At 73.2% G+C, this 19,493-nt stretch carries 14 protein-coding genes and 1 tRNA gene; 7 read left to right on the top strand and 8 right to left on the bottom strand.

From position 1 onward, the window contains the following. Nucleotides 1-266: 266 nt before the first annotated feature. Nucleotides 267-2,459, bottom strand: a complete 2,193-nt coding sequence (locus tag ACOOHE_RS08780) for an ATP-binding protein (protein ID WP_420457425.1) — start codon at nucleotides 2,457-2,459, stop codon at nucleotides 267-269. A 123-nt stretch (nucleotides 2,460-2,582) separates the two neighbouring features. Between ACOOHE_RS08780 and ACOOHE_RS08775 the strand changes: the two genes are divergently transcribed. The 5 genes from ACOOHE_RS08775 (at nucleotide 2,583) to ACOOHE_RS08755 (ending at nucleotide 8,156) form a co-directional block, all read left to right on the top strand. Beyond that, nucleotides 2,583-3,797, top strand: coding sequence for an alpha/beta fold hydrolase (locus ACOOHE_RS08775; protein WP_420457424.1), 1,215 nt, complete (start codon nucleotides 2,583-2,585; stop codon nucleotides 3,795-3,797). A gap of 208 nt (nucleotides 3,798-4,005) precedes the next feature. Next, the gene (egtB, locus tag ACOOHE_RS08770; RefSeq protein WP_420457423.1) at nucleotides 4,006-5,343 is read left to right on the top strand and encodes an ergothioneine biosynthesis protein EgtB; all 1,338 of its coding nucleotides are present in this window, start codon (nucleotides 4,006-4,008) and stop codon (nucleotides 5,341-5,343) included. Then, nucleotides 5,340-6,305: an L-histidine N(alpha)-methyltransferase gene (gene egtD, locus ACOOHE_RS08765; protein ID WP_420457422.1), complete on the top strand. Its 966-nt coding sequence runs from the start codon at nucleotides 5,340-5,342 to the stop codon at nucleotides 6,303-6,305. The genes egtB and egtD overlap by 4 nt, the downstream gene beginning before the upstream one ends. Before the next feature lie 8 nt (nucleotides 6,306-6,313). Then, nucleotides 6,314-7,093, top strand: coding sequence for a polyphosphate--glucose phosphotransferase (ppgK, locus tag ACOOHE_RS08760; protein WP_420457421.1), 780 nt, complete (start codon nucleotides 6,314-6,316; stop codon nucleotides 7,091-7,093). Between the two features lie 139 nt (nucleotides 7,094-7,232). Then, entirely contained in the window at nucleotides 7,233-8,156 is a 924-nt protein-coding gene (locus tag ACOOHE_RS08755) for a GntR family transcriptional regulator (RefSeq protein ID WP_420457420.1), read from the top strand. Nucleotides 8,157-8,322: 166 nt separating this feature from the next. On the opposite strand, the gene ACOOHE_RS08750 is transcribed toward ACOOHE_RS08755, so the two are convergent. The 7 genes from ACOOHE_RS08750 to ACOOHE_RS08720 form a co-directional block, all read right to left on the bottom strand. After that, a complete protein-coding gene (locus ACOOHE_RS08750) occupies nucleotides 8,323-10,806 on the bottom strand; it encodes an HD family phosphohydrolase (protein WP_420457419.1) in 2,484 nt (827 codons plus the stop codon). Beyond that, nucleotides 10,803-12,371: a sodium:solute symporter gene (locus tag ACOOHE_RS08745; RefSeq protein ID WP_420457418.1), complete on the bottom strand. Its 1,569-nt coding sequence runs from the start codon at nucleotides 12,369-12,371 to the stop codon at nucleotides 10,803-10,805. Before ACOOHE_RS08745 ends, ACOOHE_RS08750 begins: the two co-directional genes overlap by 4 nt. A gap of 3 nt (nucleotides 12,372-12,374) precedes the next feature. Continuing rightward, nucleotides 12,375-12,914 carry a hypothetical protein gene (locus ACOOHE_RS08740; RefSeq protein WP_420457417.1) on the bottom strand — a complete coding sequence of 180 codons (540 nt, stop codon included), beginning with the start codon at nucleotides 12,912-12,914 and terminating at the stop codon, nucleotides 12,375-12,377. Beyond that, nucleotides 12,911-15,244, bottom strand: coding sequence for an NAD-dependent DNA ligase LigA (gene ligA / locus ACOOHE_RS08735; protein ID WP_420457416.1), 2,334 nt, complete (start codon nucleotides 15,242-15,244; stop codon nucleotides 12,911-12,913). The genes ACOOHE_RS08740 and ligA overlap by 4 nt, the downstream gene beginning before the upstream one ends. A gap of 1 nt (nucleotide 15,245) precedes the next feature. Continuing rightward, nucleotides 15,246-16,349: a helix-turn-helix domain-containing protein gene (locus ACOOHE_RS08730; RefSeq protein ID WP_420457415.1), complete on the bottom strand. Its 1,104-nt coding sequence runs from the start codon at nucleotides 16,347-16,349 to the stop codon at nucleotides 15,246-15,248. Nucleotides 16,350-16,795: 446 nt separating this feature from the next. After that, nucleotides 16,796-16,869: transfer RNA gene (locus ACOOHE_RS08725), tRNA-Pro, on the bottom strand. Nucleotides 16,870-16,932: 63 nt separating this feature from the next. Continuing rightward, on the bottom strand, nucleotides 16,933-17,268 hold the full coding sequence (locus ACOOHE_RS08720) for a MerR family transcriptional regulator (RefSeq protein WP_420457414.1): 336 nt from the start codon (nucleotides 17,266-17,268) through the stop codon (nucleotides 16,933-16,935). A gap of 71 nt (nucleotides 17,269-17,339) precedes the next feature. On the opposite strand from ACOOHE_RS08720, the gene ACOOHE_RS08715 reads away from it, so the two are divergent. After that, nucleotides 17,340-18,272 (top strand): DMT family transporter, encoded by a 933-nt coding sequence (locus ACOOHE_RS08715; protein ID WP_420457413.1) that lies wholly within the window; start codon nucleotides 17,340-17,342, stop codon nucleotides 18,270-18,272. A 247-nt stretch (nucleotides 18,273-18,519) separates the two neighbouring features. Then, nucleotides 18,520-19,413: a hypothetical protein gene (locus ACOOHE_RS08710; RefSeq protein ID WP_420457412.1), complete on the top strand. Its 894-nt coding sequence runs from the start codon at nucleotides 18,520-18,522 to the stop codon at nucleotides 19,411-19,413. Nucleotides 19,414-19,493: the final 80 nt, after the last annotated feature.

Below are 19,493 nucleotides of genomic sequence, written 5' to 3'. Positions count from 1 at the left end.
CCTCCGAGCTTTTACCGCCTCACTCTGTCATCCTGAGCGCCAGCGAAGGACCTCAACTCGGACGCCCGGACCACCGGCTGTCCGGGCTGGGGAAGCTGGCGTTGAGATCCTTCGTCGCTCCGCTCCTCAGGATGACGAGCTGGGGTGGCCCCGGTACGGCCCTATTGCAGCGTCAGAGGGACCACGTCGGTGAACGAGACGGGAGCCCCTCCCCCACGCTCCGGGTTGGGCGTGAGCGGTGGAGAGACCGGCCCGTTCCCGGCGCGCTACTCCGCGACGGAGGCGCCGGTCCGCTCGCGGATGGCTCGTTCGATGGTGGCCGCCAGCGTCTGGGGCGCCACGGGCTTCGAGAGGTAGTCGTCGCAGCCCGCCTCGAGGCACCGCTCGCGGTCGCCCTTCATGGCGTTGGCCGTGAGCGCGACGATGGCCGGCGCCGGGTGGCGGCCGGGGTCGGCCCGGATCCGGCGGGCGGCCTCGAACCCGTCCATGACCGGCATCATGATGTCCATGAGCACCAGGTCGAACGGCTCGTGGCGGACGGCCAGGACGGCCTTGGCCCCGTCCACGACGACCGTCGGGCGGTAGCCGAGCCGGCGGAGCGTCGTCCCGGTCACCTTCCGCATGACCGGGTCGTCCTCGGCGAGCAGGACCCGGGCGGCCGGCAGGATGGAGTCGGTCTGCATGACCTCGGCCCGCTCGGGCTGAGGCCGGTCGGCGTCGGGCGCCGGAGCGGTGGCCGGTGTGGGGACGGCCGGCGCGCGGGCCGGGACCTCGGGCCCCGGGCGGCCCTCCGTGCGCGGGGCGGCGCCGACGGAGACCGTGAACCGGAACACCGACCCGCCCCCGGGGGCCGACTCCGCCCGCATCTCGCCGCCCATCATCCCCACGAGCCGGCGGCAGATCGCGAGCCCGAGGCCCGTCCCGCCGTGCGTCCGCGCCGTCGAGTCGTCGGCCTGGACGAACTCGTCGAACACGGCCTCCAGCCGGTCCGGCGCGATCCCGACGCCCGTGTCTTGGACGGCGAACGCCAGCGTGAGCGCGCCCGGGTCCGCCCCGGGCTCGGCCTCGACGTGGACCCGGACGGACCCCTCGTCGGTGAACTTGACGGCGTTCGTCAGCAGGTTGGCGAGCACCTGGCGGACGCGCATGGGGTCGCCGAAGACCGTCTCCGGCACGTCGTCGGCGGCCTGGCCGGTCAGCGCGAGCCCCTTGGCGGCCCCCTGCTGGGCGACCATCGCCAGCGCCTCCTCGATGGCCCCCTCCGGGCTGAACGGCTGCTCGTCGATCTCGAGCATCCCGGCCTCGATCTTCGACAGGTCCAGGACGTCGTTGACGACGGCGAGCAGGGCGTCGCTCGACGTCCGGATCGTGTCGACGAAGTCCTGCTGCTCGGGGTCGAGGTCCGTGTCGAGGAGCAGCGTCGTCATGCCGGTCACGCCGCTCATGAGCGTCCGGATCTCGTGGCTCGTCGTGGCCAGGAGCTCGCCGCTGGCGCGGGCGGCAGCCTCGGCCTGGCGCTTGCCGTCGAGGAGCCGGGCCTCGGCCGCCTGCTGGGCCGTCGCGTCGCGCGACAGGACGACGACCCCGACGACGGCGCCCGACCGGCTCCGGACGGGGACCCGGGTCGTCAGGCGGAGGTCGCCGGCCCGGTCCGTCTCCTCTTGGTCGAAGGCCGGGACCCCGCTCTGCATCACCGCGTCGGCCTCGCTCCAGCGCTGGGCGGCGAGCACGCTCTCGGCCCGGGCGCCCGCGCGGCTCCCCTGGGTGCTCGCCTGGTTCATGAAGACGACGCGGCCCGAGCGGTTGAGGGCCACGACGGGGGTCGGGAGGGCGTCGAGGATGGCGTGGAGCGTCCGGCGCTGGGACTCGGACTCGCGCCCGGTCGCCTCGTCGTCCGTCGCGTCGCGGAGGCACACGCCGAACAGGGGCCCGCCGGCCCCCGCGACCCGCCGGATGGAGAGCTCGGCGACGGACTCCGTCCCGTCGGCGCGGACGACCGGGAGGGTCCACCTGTCGCCCTCGCGACCGGCGTCGGCCCAGGACTGGAGCCGGTCCCGGTAGGCGTCTCGGTGGGCCGGCGGGAGCACCCTCTCCGCGAACCCGAACCCAACGAGCGCGTCCGAGCGGTGGCCCAGCATGGCCTGGGCGGCCGCGTTGACGGCCCGCACCCGGTCGTCCGCGTCGAGGACGACGAAGGGGTCCGAGACCGCGTCGAGGATCGCGGCCGGGAGCCCCTCCGCCTGAGCCTCGGCGGCGGGCACCGGGCGGAACCGGCGGGCGACCCGTTCGAGCCACGTCTCGGGCCGAGCGGGCGTGCCGGCCTTGCGCGCGATCCACGAGGACTCGGCCCGCTGCTCCGTCCCGGAGGCTCGTTCGTCCACCTCCGGGCGCGCGGCGCTCGCGGGGGGAGAGTCGGACGAGGAGGCGTCGCCGCGGAGGAGCTGCGCGTCGGGCGGCATGGCGAGGGAGGGTCGTGGGGGTCTCCGGTATCGGCGCACGCCCCGGCGCCTAAAGGGGCGGGCCGGGGCGAGCCGGCGCCTCGTCCCCCGCCGCCGTACCGTGGGGGGTCCACCTCCGACGCGATGCCCCGCTCTGAACCTATCCGCCTCCCGAACGCGACCGGCCAGACGCTGGCGGCCCGCCTCGACCTCCCCGACGCCGGCGAGCCCGTCGCGCACGCCTTGTTCGCCCACTGCTTCACGTGCTCGAAGGACCTCCACGCCGTCCGCCGGATCGCTCGGGGGCTGACCGAGCGTGGGCTGGGCGTGCTGTCGGTCGACTTTACCGGGCTCGGCGACTCCGAGGGCGCGTTCGAGGACACGTCGTTCTCGACGACGGTCGGCGACCTGGTCTCGGCCGCGCGGTTTCTGGAGGAGACGCACGCGGCGCCGCAGCTGCTGGTGGGCCACTCGCTGGGCGGCGCGGCCGTGCTCGCGGCGGCCGGCCAGTTGCCCGCCGTCCGCGCCGTGGCCACCATCGGGGCGCCGTGCGACCCGGGCCACGTCCGCCACCACTTCGTGGACCAGGAGGCCGACATCGTCGCCGACGGGCAGGCCGTGGTCGACCTCGGCGGGCGGCCGTTCACCATCCGCCGGCAGTTCCTCGACGACCTCGACACGCACGACCGGATGCGCGAGCGGATCGGCGCGCTCGGCCGGGCGCTCCTGGTGTTCCACTCGCCCCAAGACGCGACCGTCGGCATCGAGCAGGCGCGGCACCTGTTCGAGGCCGCCCGGCACCCCAAGAGCTTCGTCTCGCTCGACGGCGCCGACCACCTCCTGACCGACCCCGCCGACGCCCGCTACGTCGCCGACGTGCTGGCGGCGTGGGCGACGCGCTACCTCTGCCCCGCCGAGCCCGCCCCGGCCTACGACGACCCGGCGGTGACGGCCGAGATCGGCGCGTCCGGCTTCCGCACGGCGCTCGGCGCCCGCGGCTTCACGGTCGTCGCCGACGAGCCGGCGTCGGTCGGCGGGACGGAGACTGGGCCGACGCCCTACGACCTGTTGGGGATGGCGCTCGGCGCGTGCACGGCCATGACCGTCCGGATGTACGCCGACCGGAAAGGCGTCGGCCTCGACGGCGTCGGCGTGACGGTGACGCACGCCCGCGTCCACGCCGACGACTGCGAGCGCTGCGCGACCGAGGGCGGCCACGTCAGCCGGCTCACGCGGACCGTCCGCCTGGACGGCGACCTCGACGACGCCACGCGCGCCCGGCTCCTCGAGATCGCCGACCGCTGCCCGGTCCACAAGACGCTGGAGGGCGAGATCGACATCGTGACGACGGAGGGATAAGAGCCGTTTGGCGAAGAGGTCCGACAGGAGCCCTCCCTCCCCGCCTCGTTTTCACCGAACAGTTTCTGAGGCTGAGGAGCGTGGAGCCGGTGGGACGCGCTCGCCCCGCCCCCGTACGACGGCGCGCGCTCGGGGCGTCCCTGGACCGTCCGTGGTTCGGAACCCGTTCCGAGCCCGCCCGGTCCGCCTCTCCCCTGCCCCGCCCGCCATGCCGACCGCCGTCTCGCCGTCTCCTCCCGCCACCGAGGCGTCCCTCGCGTCCCGCTTCGCGGAGGTCCGCCAGTTTACCGAGTCACTGTGCGAGGGGCTCGCGACCGAGGACTACGTCGTCCAGTCGATGGAGGACGTGTCGCCGACCAAGTGGCACTTGGCCCACACGACGTGGTTCTGGGAGACCTTCGTGCTCGTCCCGTTCGTCGACGGCTACGCGCTCTACGACGAGCGCTACCCGTACCTGTTCAACAGCTACTACGTCCAGGCCGGCGAGCGGCACTGCCGGGCCCAGCGGGGCTACCTCTCGCGCCCGACCGTCGCCGACGTGTTCGCCTACCGCCGCCACGTGACGGACGCGATGGGCGCGTTCCTGGCCGACCTCGACGAGGCGGAGCGGCCCGAGGTCGCCGACGTGGTCGAGGTCGGGCTCCACCACGAGCAGCAGCACCAGGAGCTGATGCTGACCGACCTCAAGCACGTGTTCGCCGTCAACCCGCTGCGGCCGGCGTTCCGCGAGCGCGCCGAGGTCCCGTCCGTGGCCCCGGGCCCGCTCCGCTGGCGGTCGTTCGACGCCGGGCTCCACGAGCTCGGGTTCGAGCCGCGCGACGAGTCCACGAGCGCCGGCCGGTTCCACTTCGACAACGAGTCGCCGCGGCACCGGGCGTTCGTCGAGGGCTTCGAGATCGCCGACCGGCTGGTGACGTGCGGCGACTACCTCGCGTTCATGGCCGACGGCGGCTACGACGCCACACCGCTGTGGCTCTCGCTGGGCTGGGCGACGCGCGTCGAGCGCGAGTGGACCGAGCCGTTCTACTGGGAAGAGCGCGACGGCGAGTGGTGGCACTACACCTTAGCAGGGATGCGGCCCGTCGAGCATGACGAGCCGGTCACGCACCTCAGCTACTTCGAGGCCGACGCCTACGCGCGGTGGGCCGGCGCCCGGCTGCCCTCGGAGGCCGAATGGGAGGTGGCCGCTCGGACCGTCTGGGACGGGACCGGCGACGCGCCCGGTAGCTTCGCGGACGCCGGCCGCTTGCACCCCGCCCCGGCCGAGCCCGCCGGCGGCGACGGGGCGCTGGCGGCCGAGCCCGCGCTCCGCCAGATGTTCGGCGAGGTGTGGCAGTGGACGCACAGCCAGTACTCGCCGTACCCCGGCTACCGGCCCGTCGCGGGCGCCCTCGGCGAGTACAACGGCAAGTTCATGGCCAACCAGTTCGTCCTGCGCGGCGGGAGCGTGGCCACCTCGCGGAGCCACATCCGCCCGACGTACCGCAACTTCTTCCCGCCCGAGGCCACGTGGCAGTTCACGGGCCTCCGCCTCGCCCGCTCGTGACCGACACCGCCGTCGCCACCTCCCCCTTCGCCCGCGACGTGCTGGCGGGGCTGGCCCACCGCCCGCGCGCGATCCCGGCCAAGTACTTCTACGACGAGGCCGGCTCGCGCCTGTTCGACGAGATCACCCGGCTCGACGCCTACTACCCGACGCGGACCGAGCGCCAGATCCTGACCGACCACGGCGACGAGATCGTCGACGCCATCGGCAAGAACGCGGCACTCGTCGAGTACGGCTCCGGGTCGAGCGAGAAGACGCGCGTCCTGCTCGACGCGCTCCACGCCCGGCGGACGCTGGCGGCCTACGTCCCCATCGACATCTCGCGAGCGTTCCTCTTCGAGACCGCCGCCGGGCTCCGCGACGCCTACCCCGGCCTGCCCGTCCTGCCCGTCGCCGCCGACTACACCCGGCCGTACGCGCTCCCCGCGCTCCCGCCCGAGACGTCCCGGATCGTCGTGTTCTTCCCCGGCTCGACCATCGGCAACTTCACGCACGACGAGACGCGGCGCTTCCTCGCCCACGTGGCGACGGTCGTCGGCGACGACGGCGCGCTGCTCGTCGGCGTGGACCAGTGGAAGGACGCCGACGTGCTCCGCCGGGCCTACGACGACCCCGACGGCGTGACGGCCGCGTTCAACCTCAACGTGCTCCGCCGGATCAACCGCGAGCTCGGCGGCGACGCCGACCTCGACGCCTGGGCCCACGAGGTCCGCCTGGACGACGACGCGCAGCGCGTCGAGATGCACGTGCGGAGCCTGCGCGACCAGACGCTGACGGTCTGCGGCCGGTCGTTCGCGTTCCGAGAGGGCGAGACGGTCCACACCGAGGACTCCCACAAGTTCGGCCCCGACGGGCTGGCGGGGCTGGCGGAGGACGCCGGCTGGGCCCGTCAGCGGCGGTGGACGGACCCGCGAGCGTGGTTCGCCGTCGAGCTCTACGCGGCGGCGCCTGGGCCGCGCTAGCTTCCGGGATGGGAAAGAAGAAAAAAGCCCCCCGCAAGATCCTGGGCGTCGACATCGGCGGGTCCGGGATCAAGGGCGCGCCGGTCCAGACGCGGACCGGCGAGCTGATCTCGGAGCGCTACCGGATCCCGACGCCCCAGCCGGCGACCCCGAAGGCCGTGGCCGAGACGGTCCACGAGATCATGAAGGCGACGGGCTGGAAGAAGCCCATCGGCTGCACGGTCCCGGGCCGCGTCGTCCGCGGCGTGGTCCAGACGGCGGCCAACATCGACGACGCCTGGATCGGGACCGACGCGCGGTCGCTGTTCTCGAAGGTCTGCGGCGTCCCCGTCGCCGTCCTCAACGACGCCGACGCGGCGGGCGTGGCGGAGATGAAGTACGGGGCCGGCAAAAAGGAGGAGGGCACGACGCTCCTGCTCACGTTCGGGACCGGCATCGGCAGCGCCCTCTTCGTCGACGGCTGCCTGGTCCCGAACACCGAGTTCGGCCACATCCGCTACGACCACCGGATCGCCGAGCACGTCGCGGCCGACTCGGTCCGGACCAAGGAGCACCTGTCGTGGGAGAAGTGGGCCAAGCGGCGCGTCCAGCCCGTCTTGGAGATGTACGAGTTCCTGCTGGCGCCGGACCTCATCATCGTCGGCGGCGGCGTGAGCAAGCCCGAGCGGTGGGAGATCTTCTCGCCGTTCCTCGACACGAAGGCCAAGCTCGTGCCCGCCGCGCTCGGCAACGAGGCCGGCATCGTCGGGGCCGCGCTGGCGTGCCGCGAGATGCTGAAGGCGGGATGAGGTCTCGCAGGTCGGGCGGGTGTAGCGGGTCGGGCGAGTTCCTTCGACGGCCACGTCCAGATGCGACCGCCTCCAAGCTCGGCCGGCACGAACCCGCTCAACCTGCCGGACCCGCCCCACCTGCCGAACCCGCGCCCCCGTGATCGAGCTCGACCGCGACGCCCCGCTACCGATCGGCGAGCAGCTCGTTCAGGGGCTGCGGTACGAGATCGCGTCGGGGCGGTACCGGCCGGGCTCGCGGCTCCCGTCGACGCGGGTGCTCGGCGACCAGCTCGAGATCTCGTTCCACACGGTCCGGAAGGCGTACCAGAAGCTGGCCGAGGAGGGCATCGTCGACGTCCGGCGCGGCGCGGGCTACGTCGTCGTCGAGCGGCAGCCGCTGTCCCGGGCCGAGCGGCTGGAACGGGGCGCGGGCGTGGTCGAGGACGCCCTCCACAAGCTCGTCGGGCTGGGGCTCGGCGACGACGAGGTCGAGTACGTGGTCCAGGAGGGCCTGCAGTTTTTCGAGCGGCCCGGCACGCGGCGCGCGCTCGTGTTCGCGGCCGGTTACCGCGAGCTGGCCGAGAGCGGCGCCGAGCAGGCCGGGGCCGCGTTGCAGGAGCGCGTCACGGCGTCGCTGCTGACGGAGCTCGGGACGCTGGCCCAGGTCGACGGGTTGGTCGTGGCCCTCCCCGACCTCCGGGCGGCGCGGCGCGCGCTCCCCGACGCCGAGATCGTCGGGGCCGCCGTCGAGTACCCGCTCGACGTGCTCGAGCGGGTCGCCCGGCTCGGCCCCGGCGAGTCGCTCGGGCTCGTCACGCGGTGGGCCGACGCCGTGGCCCCGCTGTCCGACGAGGTCCGCCGGCGGACCGGGTTCGCGGGCCCGCTCCTGGGCCTGCCCGTCGACGCCGACCGGCGCCAGCTCGAGACGGTCGTCCGCCAGTCCGACGTCGTCGTGTTCTCGCCCCAGGCGCGGCGGCGCGTCCGCCCGGTGTTGCAGCGGCTCTCGACGCCCCACGCCGAGCTGGCCCCGACGCTGGCGCCGGCCTCGCTCGCCCGCATCCGCGACGCGCTGGCGGGGTGACGGGGGACGGGGGACGGGGGACGGGGGACGGGGGACGGGCAAGATGTCCGTCGCCGACCGCTCGCACCACCGACGGGCCACCGAGTTGCCCACGGAGCGCCCACGCCGCTCCCCTCTGCCCGTTCCCCGTTCCCATTTCCCATTTCCGCGAGCGCAGCGAGCCCCCCTACCCCATCGTCGAGCGCTCCTCCGAGGTCGGGACCGACTCGTCGGGCGTCGTGTCGGTGACCGGGTCCGGCGTGGTCTCCAAGTTTTCCGAGGCCCCGTCGCCGGCCGGCTCGTCCTCCTGGTCCGGGTACTTGACGCGGAAGTGGTAGATCCCGCACAAGAGCGCGTGGAACGTCTCCTTGATCCGGGCGAGGTCGGCGAACGTCAGCGTCGACTCGTCGAGCTGGCCGTCGGCGACGCGGGCGGCGACGATGCCGTCGATGAGCGACTCCAGGCGGCGGGGCGTCGGCTTGCCCAGGCTCCGCGAGGCGGCCTCGACCGAGTCGGCGAGCATCACGATGGCCTGCTCGTTGGTTTGGGGGCGAGGGCCCGGGTAGCGGTAGTCCGACTCGTCGACGACGTCCGGGTCCTCCTCGGCCTCCTGGGCCTTGCGGTAGAAGAACTCGATGAGCCCCGTCCCGTGGTGGCTCGCGATAAAGTCGACGACGACCTCGGGCAGGTTCTGCTCCTTGCCCAGCTGGACGCCCTCCTTGACGTGCGCCGCGATGACGAGCGCGCTCATCGACGGCTTCAGCTTTTCGTGGGGGTTCTCGCCCGGCTGCTGGTTCTCGATAAAGTACTCGGGCTTGAGCATCTTCCCGATGTCGTGGTACAGCGCGCCGACCCGGGCGCGGAGCGCGTTCGCGCCGATGGCGTCGGCGGCGGCCTCGGCGAGGTTGGCCACCTGGAGCGAGTGGTTGAACGTGCCCGGCGCCTGCATCGAGAGCTTCTTCAGGAGCGTCCGGTTCGTGTCGGAGAGCTCCAAGAGCGTCATGTCGGTCGTCACGCCAAACACCTTCTCCATCCCCCACAGGACCGGCGCCGCGAGCAGGATCAGCGCCGCGTTGACGGCCACGGCCACGACGTCGGCCCAGAACAGGTTCGAGAACGGGTCGGCCCGGAGCAGCTCGTGGCCGACGAGCACCAGCACGTAGGCCAGGAACACGAGCCCGGCCGAGGCCAGGATCTGGCTCCGGTTCTTCACGTCGCGGACCGAGAACACGGCCAACACGCCCACGATGAGCGTCGCGAACGTGTATGGGAAGTCGTACCCAAACGCGAGCCCGCCGATGGCCGCCAGCGTCATCGTCGCGAAGCTCCCGACGCGGCTGTCGAACACGATTGTCAGCAGGATCGACGCGAGCGACACGGGGACGGCGTATGGGGCCGCGCCGCCGAACGCGCCGGCTATCAAGAACCCCGCGATGGCGGCCCCGAGCACGATGCACGCCAACGTGAACTGGCGGAGGTCGGCGAAGATGGCCGGGCGCAGGAGGTAGGTGTAGAGGAAGAACAGGGCGATGGCCGAGAACACCAGGATCGACCGGCCGAGGACCGTCGTGAGCCACGAGTTGTCGCCGCTCCGCTCGCGCTGGGCGTAGTCGAGCGACTGGAGCATCTCGAACCGCTCCTCGGTGACCTCGTCGTAGCGCCGGATGATGATCTGGCTCTCGCGGACGCGGCCCCGCGTGGGGAGGACCGACCGCAACGTCTGGTCGCGCTTGCGCTGGGTCGCCTCGGCGTCGTAGACGAGCGAGGGGTCGAGGGAAGAGGCGAACAGAGCGGCCCCGATGCCGACCGTGTCGGGCCGGTTCGGGAACGCGGCGAACAGGCTCCGCCGCGCCAGCACCGCCGCCTGGTCCACGCCGACGACGTCGGACCGGCGGCGCTCCATCTCGCTCCGCTGCTCGAGGTCCTGGACGAGCAGGGTCGGCGAGCGGACCGAGTCGATGGGGACGTCCAGGACGCCCCGGGCGAGCAACTCGCGCGAGATCCGGCTGGCCTCGCCCAGAAGCTGGTCGTCGAGCGTGGGCCCGCTGCGCTGGCCCGTCGCCACGTCGTAGGCCGAGGCCAGCAGGAGCTGCCACTGACGCGGGCTCAGGCTGAGCGAGATGGAGCCGCGCTGGGCGACGTAGCGGAGCGAGTCGCGGCGGAGCGCCGCCCGCACGCCGTCGGGGTCGGCGGGCGCGTCGGCGTCGGGGTCGGCGGTGAGCGCTTGGTCGAGCCGGTCCCGGGTCCGCCGCCAGTCGACGTAGGCGACGAAGGCCGAGTCGAGCCGGGCGTCGACGGAGTCGAGCCGGGCCAGCGTCTGGGCCAGCGCCTCGGGCCGCTGCCGGAAGATGGGCGACTCGGACGCCAAGACCGAGTCGCGGCGTGATCGGATCTCCTGGTCCGGCAGCCGGATCGAGAAGTCGAACGGGGCCACCACGTCGTCCGACTGCCACACGTCGCCGACGCGGGCCGTCCCGTCGTAGACGGCCACGTTTGGGAACGCCAGCAGCGCCAGCACGGCCAGCGCCGCGAACAGGCCGACCCGGGCGGCCACCTCGCGCGGGGCCATCTTCGGCGTCTCGCGGTCGCTCCGGCGGTCCGTGCGGAGGCCGGCCCGGCGGGAGTAGCGGCCGGACTTGGGGGACAGACCGAGGCGGTCGAGGAAGCTCATGGGTCGGTGGGACGCCCCGCCGCCGGATCGGCTCCCGCGTGCCGCGCGGCCAGGAGCGTCCCCAGACCGACCGTGAGCGCGCTCCCGATGGCGGGGTACAGCGGCCACGCGACGGCCCGCAGGTCGAGCGCCGCCCGCGTCTCGGGCGACGGCCGCCAGTCGGCCACCCAGCTCCCCATCTCGGGGCTCCACCACAGCCCGAAGATGATCAGGACCATCGCCACAATCGTGACGGCGAACGCGATCATGGCGTCGGCCTGGCGGGCGCGGCGCGAGACGAGGCCGAGCAGGAAGGCGCCCAAGAGCCCGCCATACGTGAACCCGGCGATGCCGAGCCCCAGCTCGACGACGGGGTTGTCGAGCCCGGTGAACAGCATGGCGAACCCGACGAACACGCCGGCCCACACGAGCGTCAGCACGCGGCTGAGGGCCAGCGCCTGCTCGGGCGTCCGCGGCGTTTTGCCGAACCGCTCCAACAGGTCCATCAGCGTCGAGCCGGCGAGCGCGTTGAGCGACGACGACAGCGTGCTCATGGCGGCGGCCACGATCCCGGCCAGCAGCAGCCCCCGCAAGCCCGGCGGCATCTCGTCCAGGATGTAGCGGGGGAACAGCTCGTCGCCGCGCGTCAGGCCGAGATCGGCGAGGGCCGCGCCGCCGTAATGGACCCACAGCATGAGCCCGACCAGCAAGAACAGGGCGAACTGGACGGCCACGAACACGCCGCTCCAGACCATCGCCTTGCGGCCCTCAGCGAGCGTCCGGCACGCCAGGATCCGCTGGACGATGAGCTGGTCGGTCCCGTGCGAGGCCATCGCGAACACGGCCCCGCCGAGGACGGCGACGGGCAGCGCGTAGGGCGACGTGAGCAGGATGCCCAGCCCCTCCCCGATCCCGGGGTCGACGAGCTGGAGCTTGCCGGCCGCCGCCGCCGCCGCCCACGACCCGGCCGACGGCGACGCCGCCAGCAGCCCGACCGCCACGACCGCCCCGCCGACGTAGATCCCCATCTGGACCACGTCCATCCAGACGACCGCCTTCAGCCCGCCGACGTAGGTGTAGGCCGCCGTCACGACCCCGATCCCCAGGATCACCGCCGGATACCCGACCTCGAACCCGGCCGCGCGCGCCACGACCTGGATCGGGATGGCCGTCGCGAACAGGCGGACGCCGTCGGCCAGCAGCCGCGTGAGGAGGAAGGTGACGGACGCCATCCCCCGCATCCCGTCGCCAAAGCGGTCGCCCAGGAAGGCGTACGCGGTCTGGAGCTCGCCGCGGAAGTAGCGCGGCAGGAAGACGGCCGCCACGACCACGCGCCCGATGAGGTAGCCGATGGCGAGCTGCAAGAACGTCAGCGCGCCGGCGTAGGCCACGGCCGGCACACCGATGACCGTCAGCGTGCTGGTCTCGGTGGCTACGACCGAGAAGCAGACGGCCCACCACGGCAGGTCGCGCCCGCCCAAAAAGTAGTCCTGCGTCGACGTCTGCCGGCCGCCGGCCCGGAGCCCGAAGGCCACGATCCCGACGGCGTAGAGGGCGAGGACGACGAGGTCGAGGGGCGTCAGCACGGGCTATCGGGTCGGGAGGACCGTTTGGTTGAGGCGGTCGAGCAAGCGCCCGACCGCCCGGGCCGCGGACGCGGCGTCGGGCTCGCCCTGGACCATCAGGTCGTAGAACGGCTCCCGGTCGGCGTGGTGGCGGCCGACGCGGACGGCCGCGGGCGAGGCGCCGACCAGCAGCGCGGCCCCAAGATCGTCCGGATCGGCCAGGTTGAGGGCGACGTCGGGCGGCGGGCTCCAGATCGCCGCCCGCACCGCGGCCGACGGGAGGCCGAGCCGGTCGCGGTCGTCGTCCGCCAGCAGGCGGAGCCCGTCGGCGAACGCGGTGGGCGGGTCGGCCGCGAGCGGCGCCAGGAGGACAGGCCGGACGCGAGCTGGCGGGACGGCGAGCGTCTCGAGCAGCGCCCACGTCGCCCGCTGTCCCGCAGCGCCGTCAGGCAACACCACCAGCACCCGGCGGTCGGAGAGGGGCGGCAACGGGCGGGACCGGCGGGCCGCCAGTGCCGACCGGACCGCTCGGCGAGCGAGCGCCTGGCGGATCGCTTCGATCACGACCCGAACAGGTCGCCCTGATCCGTCCGGTCGCCGGGCGTCGGCTCGGGGCTCACCGGGGCGTCGCTCGCTCCGGGCTCATCAGAACCGCTCTCCTCCCCCCCGCCGTCATCCCCGCGCACGCGGGCATCCATACGAGGCCGCTCGGAAAGCTCCTCGTTCTCGGGCTGCCCCTCCTCGATCTGTCCCTCTCCCTGAGGGAGAGGGGACGTCGCCTGGGGGAGCGGGGCGCCGTCGAGGATCGCGCGGAGGCCGGCCTCGTCGACGGTCGGGACGCCCAGCTCGACGGCGGTCGCCAGTTTCGAGCCGGCCGCCTCGCCGGCGACGACCAGGCCCGTCTTTTTCGACACGCTCCCGCTGACCTTCCCGCCGACCTCCTCGATGAGGGCCTTCGCCTGGGGCCGCGTCAACGTCGGCAGCGTCCCGGTCAGGACGACGGTCACGCCCGCGAGCGGAGCGGCCTCATCAACCGCCGCGGCGACCCGCTCACCCGGCTGGCGCGCCGTGTTGACGCCGGCGTCGCGGAGCCGCTGGACCATCGTCCGGTTCGGCTCCTCGGCGAACCAGTCGACCACGCTCTCGGCCACGACCGGCCCGATCCCGTCGATGGCCTCCAACTCTTCTTGCGTGGCGGCGGCGAGCGCGTCCAGGCTCTCGTGGTGGGCGACCAGGTCGCGGGCGACCGTCTCGCCGACGTGGCGGATGCCGAGCGCGAACAGGAGCCGCGCGAGCGGTCGGCTCTTCGACGCCTCCAGCCCGGCCACGATGTTGTCGACCTTCTTCTCGGCGAACCGGTCGAGTGCTTCCAGCTCGTCCCGACGGTCGGCGAGGGTGTACAAGTCGGGAAGGTCGGCGACCAGGCCCTCGTCGACGAGCGTGATGGCGCCCTTCTTCCCGATCCCGTCCACGTCCATCGCGTTGCGCGACACGTAGTGCTCGATGGCCCGCTTGAGCTGGCCCGGGCACCCGCCCTCGACGTGGCGCACGTCGGCCTCGCCCTCACGCCGCTCGACGGGGCGCCCGCAGACGGGGCACGCCGACGGGGACACGTAGGCGGGCCGGTCGCGCTCCGCGTCGGCCGCGACGGGCCCGACGACGGCCGGGATCACGTCGCCGGCCCGCTTCACCACCACGTCGTCGCCGACCCGGATGTCGCGCGACGTGATGTAGTCGGCGTTGTGGAGCGTGGCCTTCGAGACGGTCACCCCGCCGACGTGGACGGGCTCCAGGATCGCCAGCGGCTTGATGACGCCCGTCCGCCCGACGTTGTGCTCGATGTCGAGCAAGCGCGTGGTGGCCTCGCGGGCGGGGAACTTGACGGCGATGGCCCAGCGCGGCTCGGTCGCCCGGAAGCCCAGGACCTCCTGGTAGTCCAGCCGGTCCACCTTGACCACGACCCCGTCGATCTCGACGTCGAGACGGTCGCGGCGGGCGGCCCAGTCGGCGCAGAAGGCGACGAGCGCGTCGACGTCGGAAAAAATCTGGCGGTGGGCCTCGGTCGGGAAGCCGAGCCCGTCGAGCCAGTCGAGCACGGCCGACTGGCGGTCGGGGATCGTGCCCTCGACCGGGCCGACGCCGTAGGCGTAGAACGCGAGGCCGCGCGACGCGGTGACGGCGGGGTCGAGCTGGCGGAGGCTCCCGACGGCCCCGTTGCGCGGGTTCGCGAGCGGTTTCTCGCCGGCCTCGACGAGGCGCTCGTTGAGCGCCTCGAACGCCGACCGCGCCAGGTACGCCTCGCCCCGGACCTCGACCGACGCCAGCGCTCCGTCGCCCAGCCGGAGCGGGACGGCACGGACCGTCCGCACGTTGGCCGTCACGTCCTCGCCGACGCGGCCGTTGCCGCGCGTGGCGGCCCGGACGAGGACGCCGGACTCGTAGGTCAGCGCCAGCGCCAACCCGTCGATCTTGAGCTCGGCCACGAACGCCGGCCGCTCGCCCTCGGCCAGCACGCCGTCGAGGCCCTTCAGCACGCGGTCGACCCAGGCCCGCAGGTCGGCCTCGTCGAAGGCGTTGCCGAGCGACAACAGCGGGACCGGGTGGGCCACCTTGTCGAAGGCGTCGAGCGCCGCGCCGCCGACCCGGTGCGTCGGCGAGTCGGGGGTGACGAGGTCGGGGTGGGCCTCCTCGACGGCCCGGAGCGCGTGGAACAGCCGGTCGTACTGGGTGTCGCCGACCAGGCTCTCGCCGTCGGTGTAGTACGCCCGGGCGAGCGCGCGGACGACCGGGCGGAGCTCGGCGGCCAGGGCCGCGGCGGGGTCGCGCGCGAGCTCGGCGGGCGCGAGGCGGTCGAGGCGCGCGAGCAGGTCGAGCGCGGAGCCGACGAGGTCCATCCTACTCGAACGCGGCCGGGTCCTGGGCCGGCGGGGCGGCCCCGACCTCGGGTGCCGGGCCGGCGGCGTCGGCCGCCGCGAGCGAGTCGAGCACGGCCTGGCCCGACTGCCGGTCGAGCCGCAGGGCCCGTCCGCTCCGGGGCGTGAACCGCAGGCCCTGGATCTCGACCGTCGCCTCGGAAAAGTCGGAGCCCGGGTCCTCGCCCCAGAGGACCAAGACGGAGTCGGCCTCGAAGGTCTCGGAGGCGCCCTGGTCGATCCAGTACGGGCGGCGGTCGCCCGCGTCTTGGGTCACGCGGAACGACTGGAGCCCGTCGCCGCCGGCCGTCACGACGGCCCGGATCGGGAGCTGGAGCCGGGGCCCGGCCGCCGCGCCCGCGCCGATGCCGGACGAGTCGATGGCGACCTCTTCGCCGGCCGCCCCCACGGCGATCGTGTCGGGCGCGTCGTCGTCGGGCGAGTCGCCGGCGAAGATCAAGAAGTAAAAGGCGAGCGCGAGCGCGACCACGACGGCGCCGAACAGGGCCAGGATGGTCGTCCAGTTCTTGTCGAACGACCGCCGGGCCGTCGGCACGGCGGGCCGGTTGACGCGGGCCGGAGCCGTGGGCCGCTCGGGCTCCGCCGGCCGGGCCTCCGGCGGGGGCGTGTTGCGCAAGGCCTGGACGGCCGGGGCCGGGCCGGACGCCGCGGCGGGCGGCCCCGGCTCGGCGGCGGGCCGCTCGGCGTCGGCGGGCGCGGGGTCGGCCGGCTCGGCGTCGGACGGCGCGGGTCGGCGGGCGGTCGTCGCCGGGCCCGACGGCGACGCCCGGGCCGGTGCCGACGCCGGGTCGAAGTCGGGGTGGAGCGCCCCGTCGTAGCTCCCCGCCTTCTGCGCCGCGTAGGCCGCCGTGATCGCGCTCGGCGCGACGCCGACGGCCTTGCCGTACGACTGCAAAAAGGCCTTGAGGTAGACCTCGTTGTAGGTCGGGTCGCCCACCAGGTCGCCCTCCTCGAACCGGCGGAGGACGTCGACGGGGATGCGCGTCTGCTGCTGGATGTCGCTCAGCGACAGGCCCCGGGCCTCGCGGGCGGCGCGGAGATCGGCTTCGAACGGTCCGGAGGGCACGGGCACGGGTGGCGGGACGAGCAAAGGTAGCGTCGGCCCGACCACGTGGGGGGTGCCCCGAGGGTTCCACCGGGGCAGGGCGGGCGCGTTCTCCAGTCCGCGAGCCGGAGCCGGAGTGTGGGAGGAGGGAGCGTGGGGGACATGCACGCCTACACCCCCATCCTCCGACCCCGTCTCCGAGCCGCGAGCCGAGAACGCGCTCGCCCTGTCCACCGGGGCTATCGCGTACTCCCCCGCCTTGTCATCCTGAGCCTGTGAAGGATCTCACCTCGGACCCCGGGATCTGCCGCGCCGGCTCCGATGGTCTCCACCGCCGGGTCTCCACCGTCGGCGTCGAGGTCCTTCACGGCGTCCGGGATGACACCGTAGGCGAGGTTGCGGTGGACCTGGAGGTCCCACCACGGCCCGAACCGACGACCGCCCGGCGACGTGCCGAGCGGTCGGTGTCGGGTAGGCCGGATTTGAACCGACGACCCCCAAGCCCCCAGCTTGGTGCGCTACCTGGCTGCGCCACTACCCGTTGCGATACCGCGGTGCGAGCCCGGGGGCTCGGCGGTGCGGGACGCGAAAACTAGAGGCCGCCTCAGAGGCCCCGCAACACGTCCGCCAAAAACGCACGGAGGTCGCGGAGCTGGTCGTGGGGGACGTCGGCGAGCGCGGCGCGGGCCGAGGCGTCGTCGCCCGCGGCGAGGACTTGGCGGGCCCCTTCGAGCGTGTACTTCTCGTCGTAGACCAGGGACTGGATCCGGCGGACGACGGCGATGTCGGGCTCGGTGTAGGCCCGGTTGCCGGCCCGGTTCTTCTTGGGGCGGAGCTGGTCGAACTCGCCCTCCCAGTAGCGCAGGACGTGGGGCTTGAGGCCGGTCATCTCGCTGACCTCGCGGATCGAGTAGTAGAGCTTCCGGATCCCGGTCGACATGGTGAGGATCGCGTGCGGACCGGCGGCGACCGGGGCCGCGCGGTACGTTCGGCGGGTCTCCCCCCGGTGCTGTGCCGCGCGTCTCGCTCGCCCCCGAAGTCGGCCTGTTGGCCGTGGTCCTGGTGTGGGGGGTCAACTTCGCGGTGATTAAAGTACCACTGGAGGTGGCCCCGCCCTTCACGGTCAACCTGCTCCGGTTCGTCGTGTCGGCGTCGGTGCTGGGCGGGCTCCACCTGCGGCAGGCCCGGGCGCGGGGCGTGTCGCCGGCCGCGACGTTCGCCGCCGGCCCGGCGCGCGTGGTCGGGATCGGGCTGCTGGGGATCCTGGCGTACCAGGCCGTCTTCATCCTGGGGATCGACCGGGTCTCGGCCGGGACGGGCGCGCTGCTGATCGCGTCGAGCCCGGCGTGGACGGCCGTCGCGGCGCATGCGCTCGGCCACGAGCGGCTGCTGGCGCTCGGGTGGGCCGGCATGGTCGCGAGCCTGGTCGGCGTCGGGCTCGTCGTCGTCGGCAACCCCGGCGCGGCGTTCGAGGGCGACGGCTCGGGCGTGGCCCTGATGCTGGCCGCCGCACTCGCGTGGGGCCTCTACACGACGCTGTCCCGGCCGCTCTTGCAGCGCGGCGCGTCGGCGCTCGGGCTCACGTTCTGGGGGATCGTCGTCTCGGCGCCGGGACTGTTCCTACTGGCCGCGCCGGAGTTCCCGACCGTCGACTGGCCGGCGTTCGGCCCGGCCGAGGTCGGCGCGATCCTGTTCTCGGGCGGGCTCTCGACGGGCCTGGCCTACGCCATCTGGAACGAGTCCGTGTTGCAGGTCGGCGCGTCGCGGACGGCGGCGTTCTCGAACCTGGTCCCCGTCGTGGGCGTGGTCGCGGGCGTCGTGCTGCGCGGCGAGTCGGTGACGCTGCTCCAGGTGGCCGGCGGCGTGCTCATCGTGGCCGGCGTGGTCGTGGTGCGCCGTCGCGGGATCGGGCCCGCGCTGGCGCGAGCGACGGCCCCGGAGTAGTGTCATCTGGCTGCTGGCTCCGGCAGGAGTGTGTGGTATCCGTTCCTCGGATTCGTGCCCCCCTGATGGACTTGCGCCCATCGGTTCCTTGCCAGATCAGGTGCTCGTTCAGACAGACAGATTTATTTCCCATTCGTACTTGACGCCCCCCCCCCCTCCCCGACTACCATCGGCACCGCTTCGCGAGGGATTGTCCCTCTGCGTGCAACCCATCAAACCCCATACGCTGATGAAACCACAACTCGTCGTGCTGACCGCACTCCTGGCGCTCAGCGCGTGCGACTCTTCCACCGCCCCCAGTGGCGCTGGCGACGCCCCCAACACGGCGGCCTCACTCACGGGCGACCTCCAGATCAAATACGTGAGCGGCGACCTCGACCTTCGCACCTTCGCCTCCGGCAACGCATTCGACGAGGCGGCGGCGGCCGTCAGGGAGCGGGCGCTCGCGACAGGCTCCCCCGTCCTCGTTCACGAGAGCCTCCGGCCCTACGGCGACCACCCCGACTTCGCCCCGCCCGAGGAGCTCGCGCTCGCGGACGAGGCCGGTCGCGTGGTCATTGGAGACCGGACGTACCAGCTCGGCCGCGGTGGCGAGCCGTCCTCGACGGTGACGCTGACGTCGACCGGCCAGGAGGTTGAGCGGTTCTATCCCGGTGGCACCCCGAACGCAGGGGTCATCAACCCCAACAACGAGCGTGCGTTCGGCTGCACCGATTACGGGCAGCGGACGCTGGCCTCGGGGGCCACCCGGTGGGTCCGGGCCTCCTACTCCCACGCCTCGTGGATCTCATGGACTCGGCTCCGGATGAACGCGAAGACCGAGATCCTCACCTCGACGATCCGTCCGACCAACTCCAGCGACTGCAAGGTCGACCAACCGCGTTTCGTGGACGCCCGGCCGTCTGACTTCCCAAACGCCTTCGTGGGCGCTCGGGTCGTCGGGAAAGACGAGGGGCTGTGCACGGACAAGGGTGCGTATGGGAATCGGGGCCAAGTATTCGTTGAGGCCCGGGACTCGCGCGGTCCGGGTACGAAGGTGTCCTACAGCGAGCACTGGTTCACCCCGAGCGGCGGGACCATAGCGAGCGCGCAGAGAACTTCGTTAGACAACCCCGACGAAGACTCCTGCGACGATTACTAACCGCCTCGTCCTCCCAAGTTGGTACGACGACGGGCGAACCAGTCGACTGGTTCGCCCGTCGCTCCGTGAACCCATCACTC

Origin of the sequence: Rubrivirga sp. (assembly GCF_965213695.1) — a bacterium.
Lineage (GTDB): Bacteria > Bacteroidota > Rhodothermia > Rhodothermales > Rubricoccaceae > Rubrivirga.
Note: the sequence above shows the minus strand (reverse complement) of the source record. Positions and strands in the feature narration are given on the sequence as shown.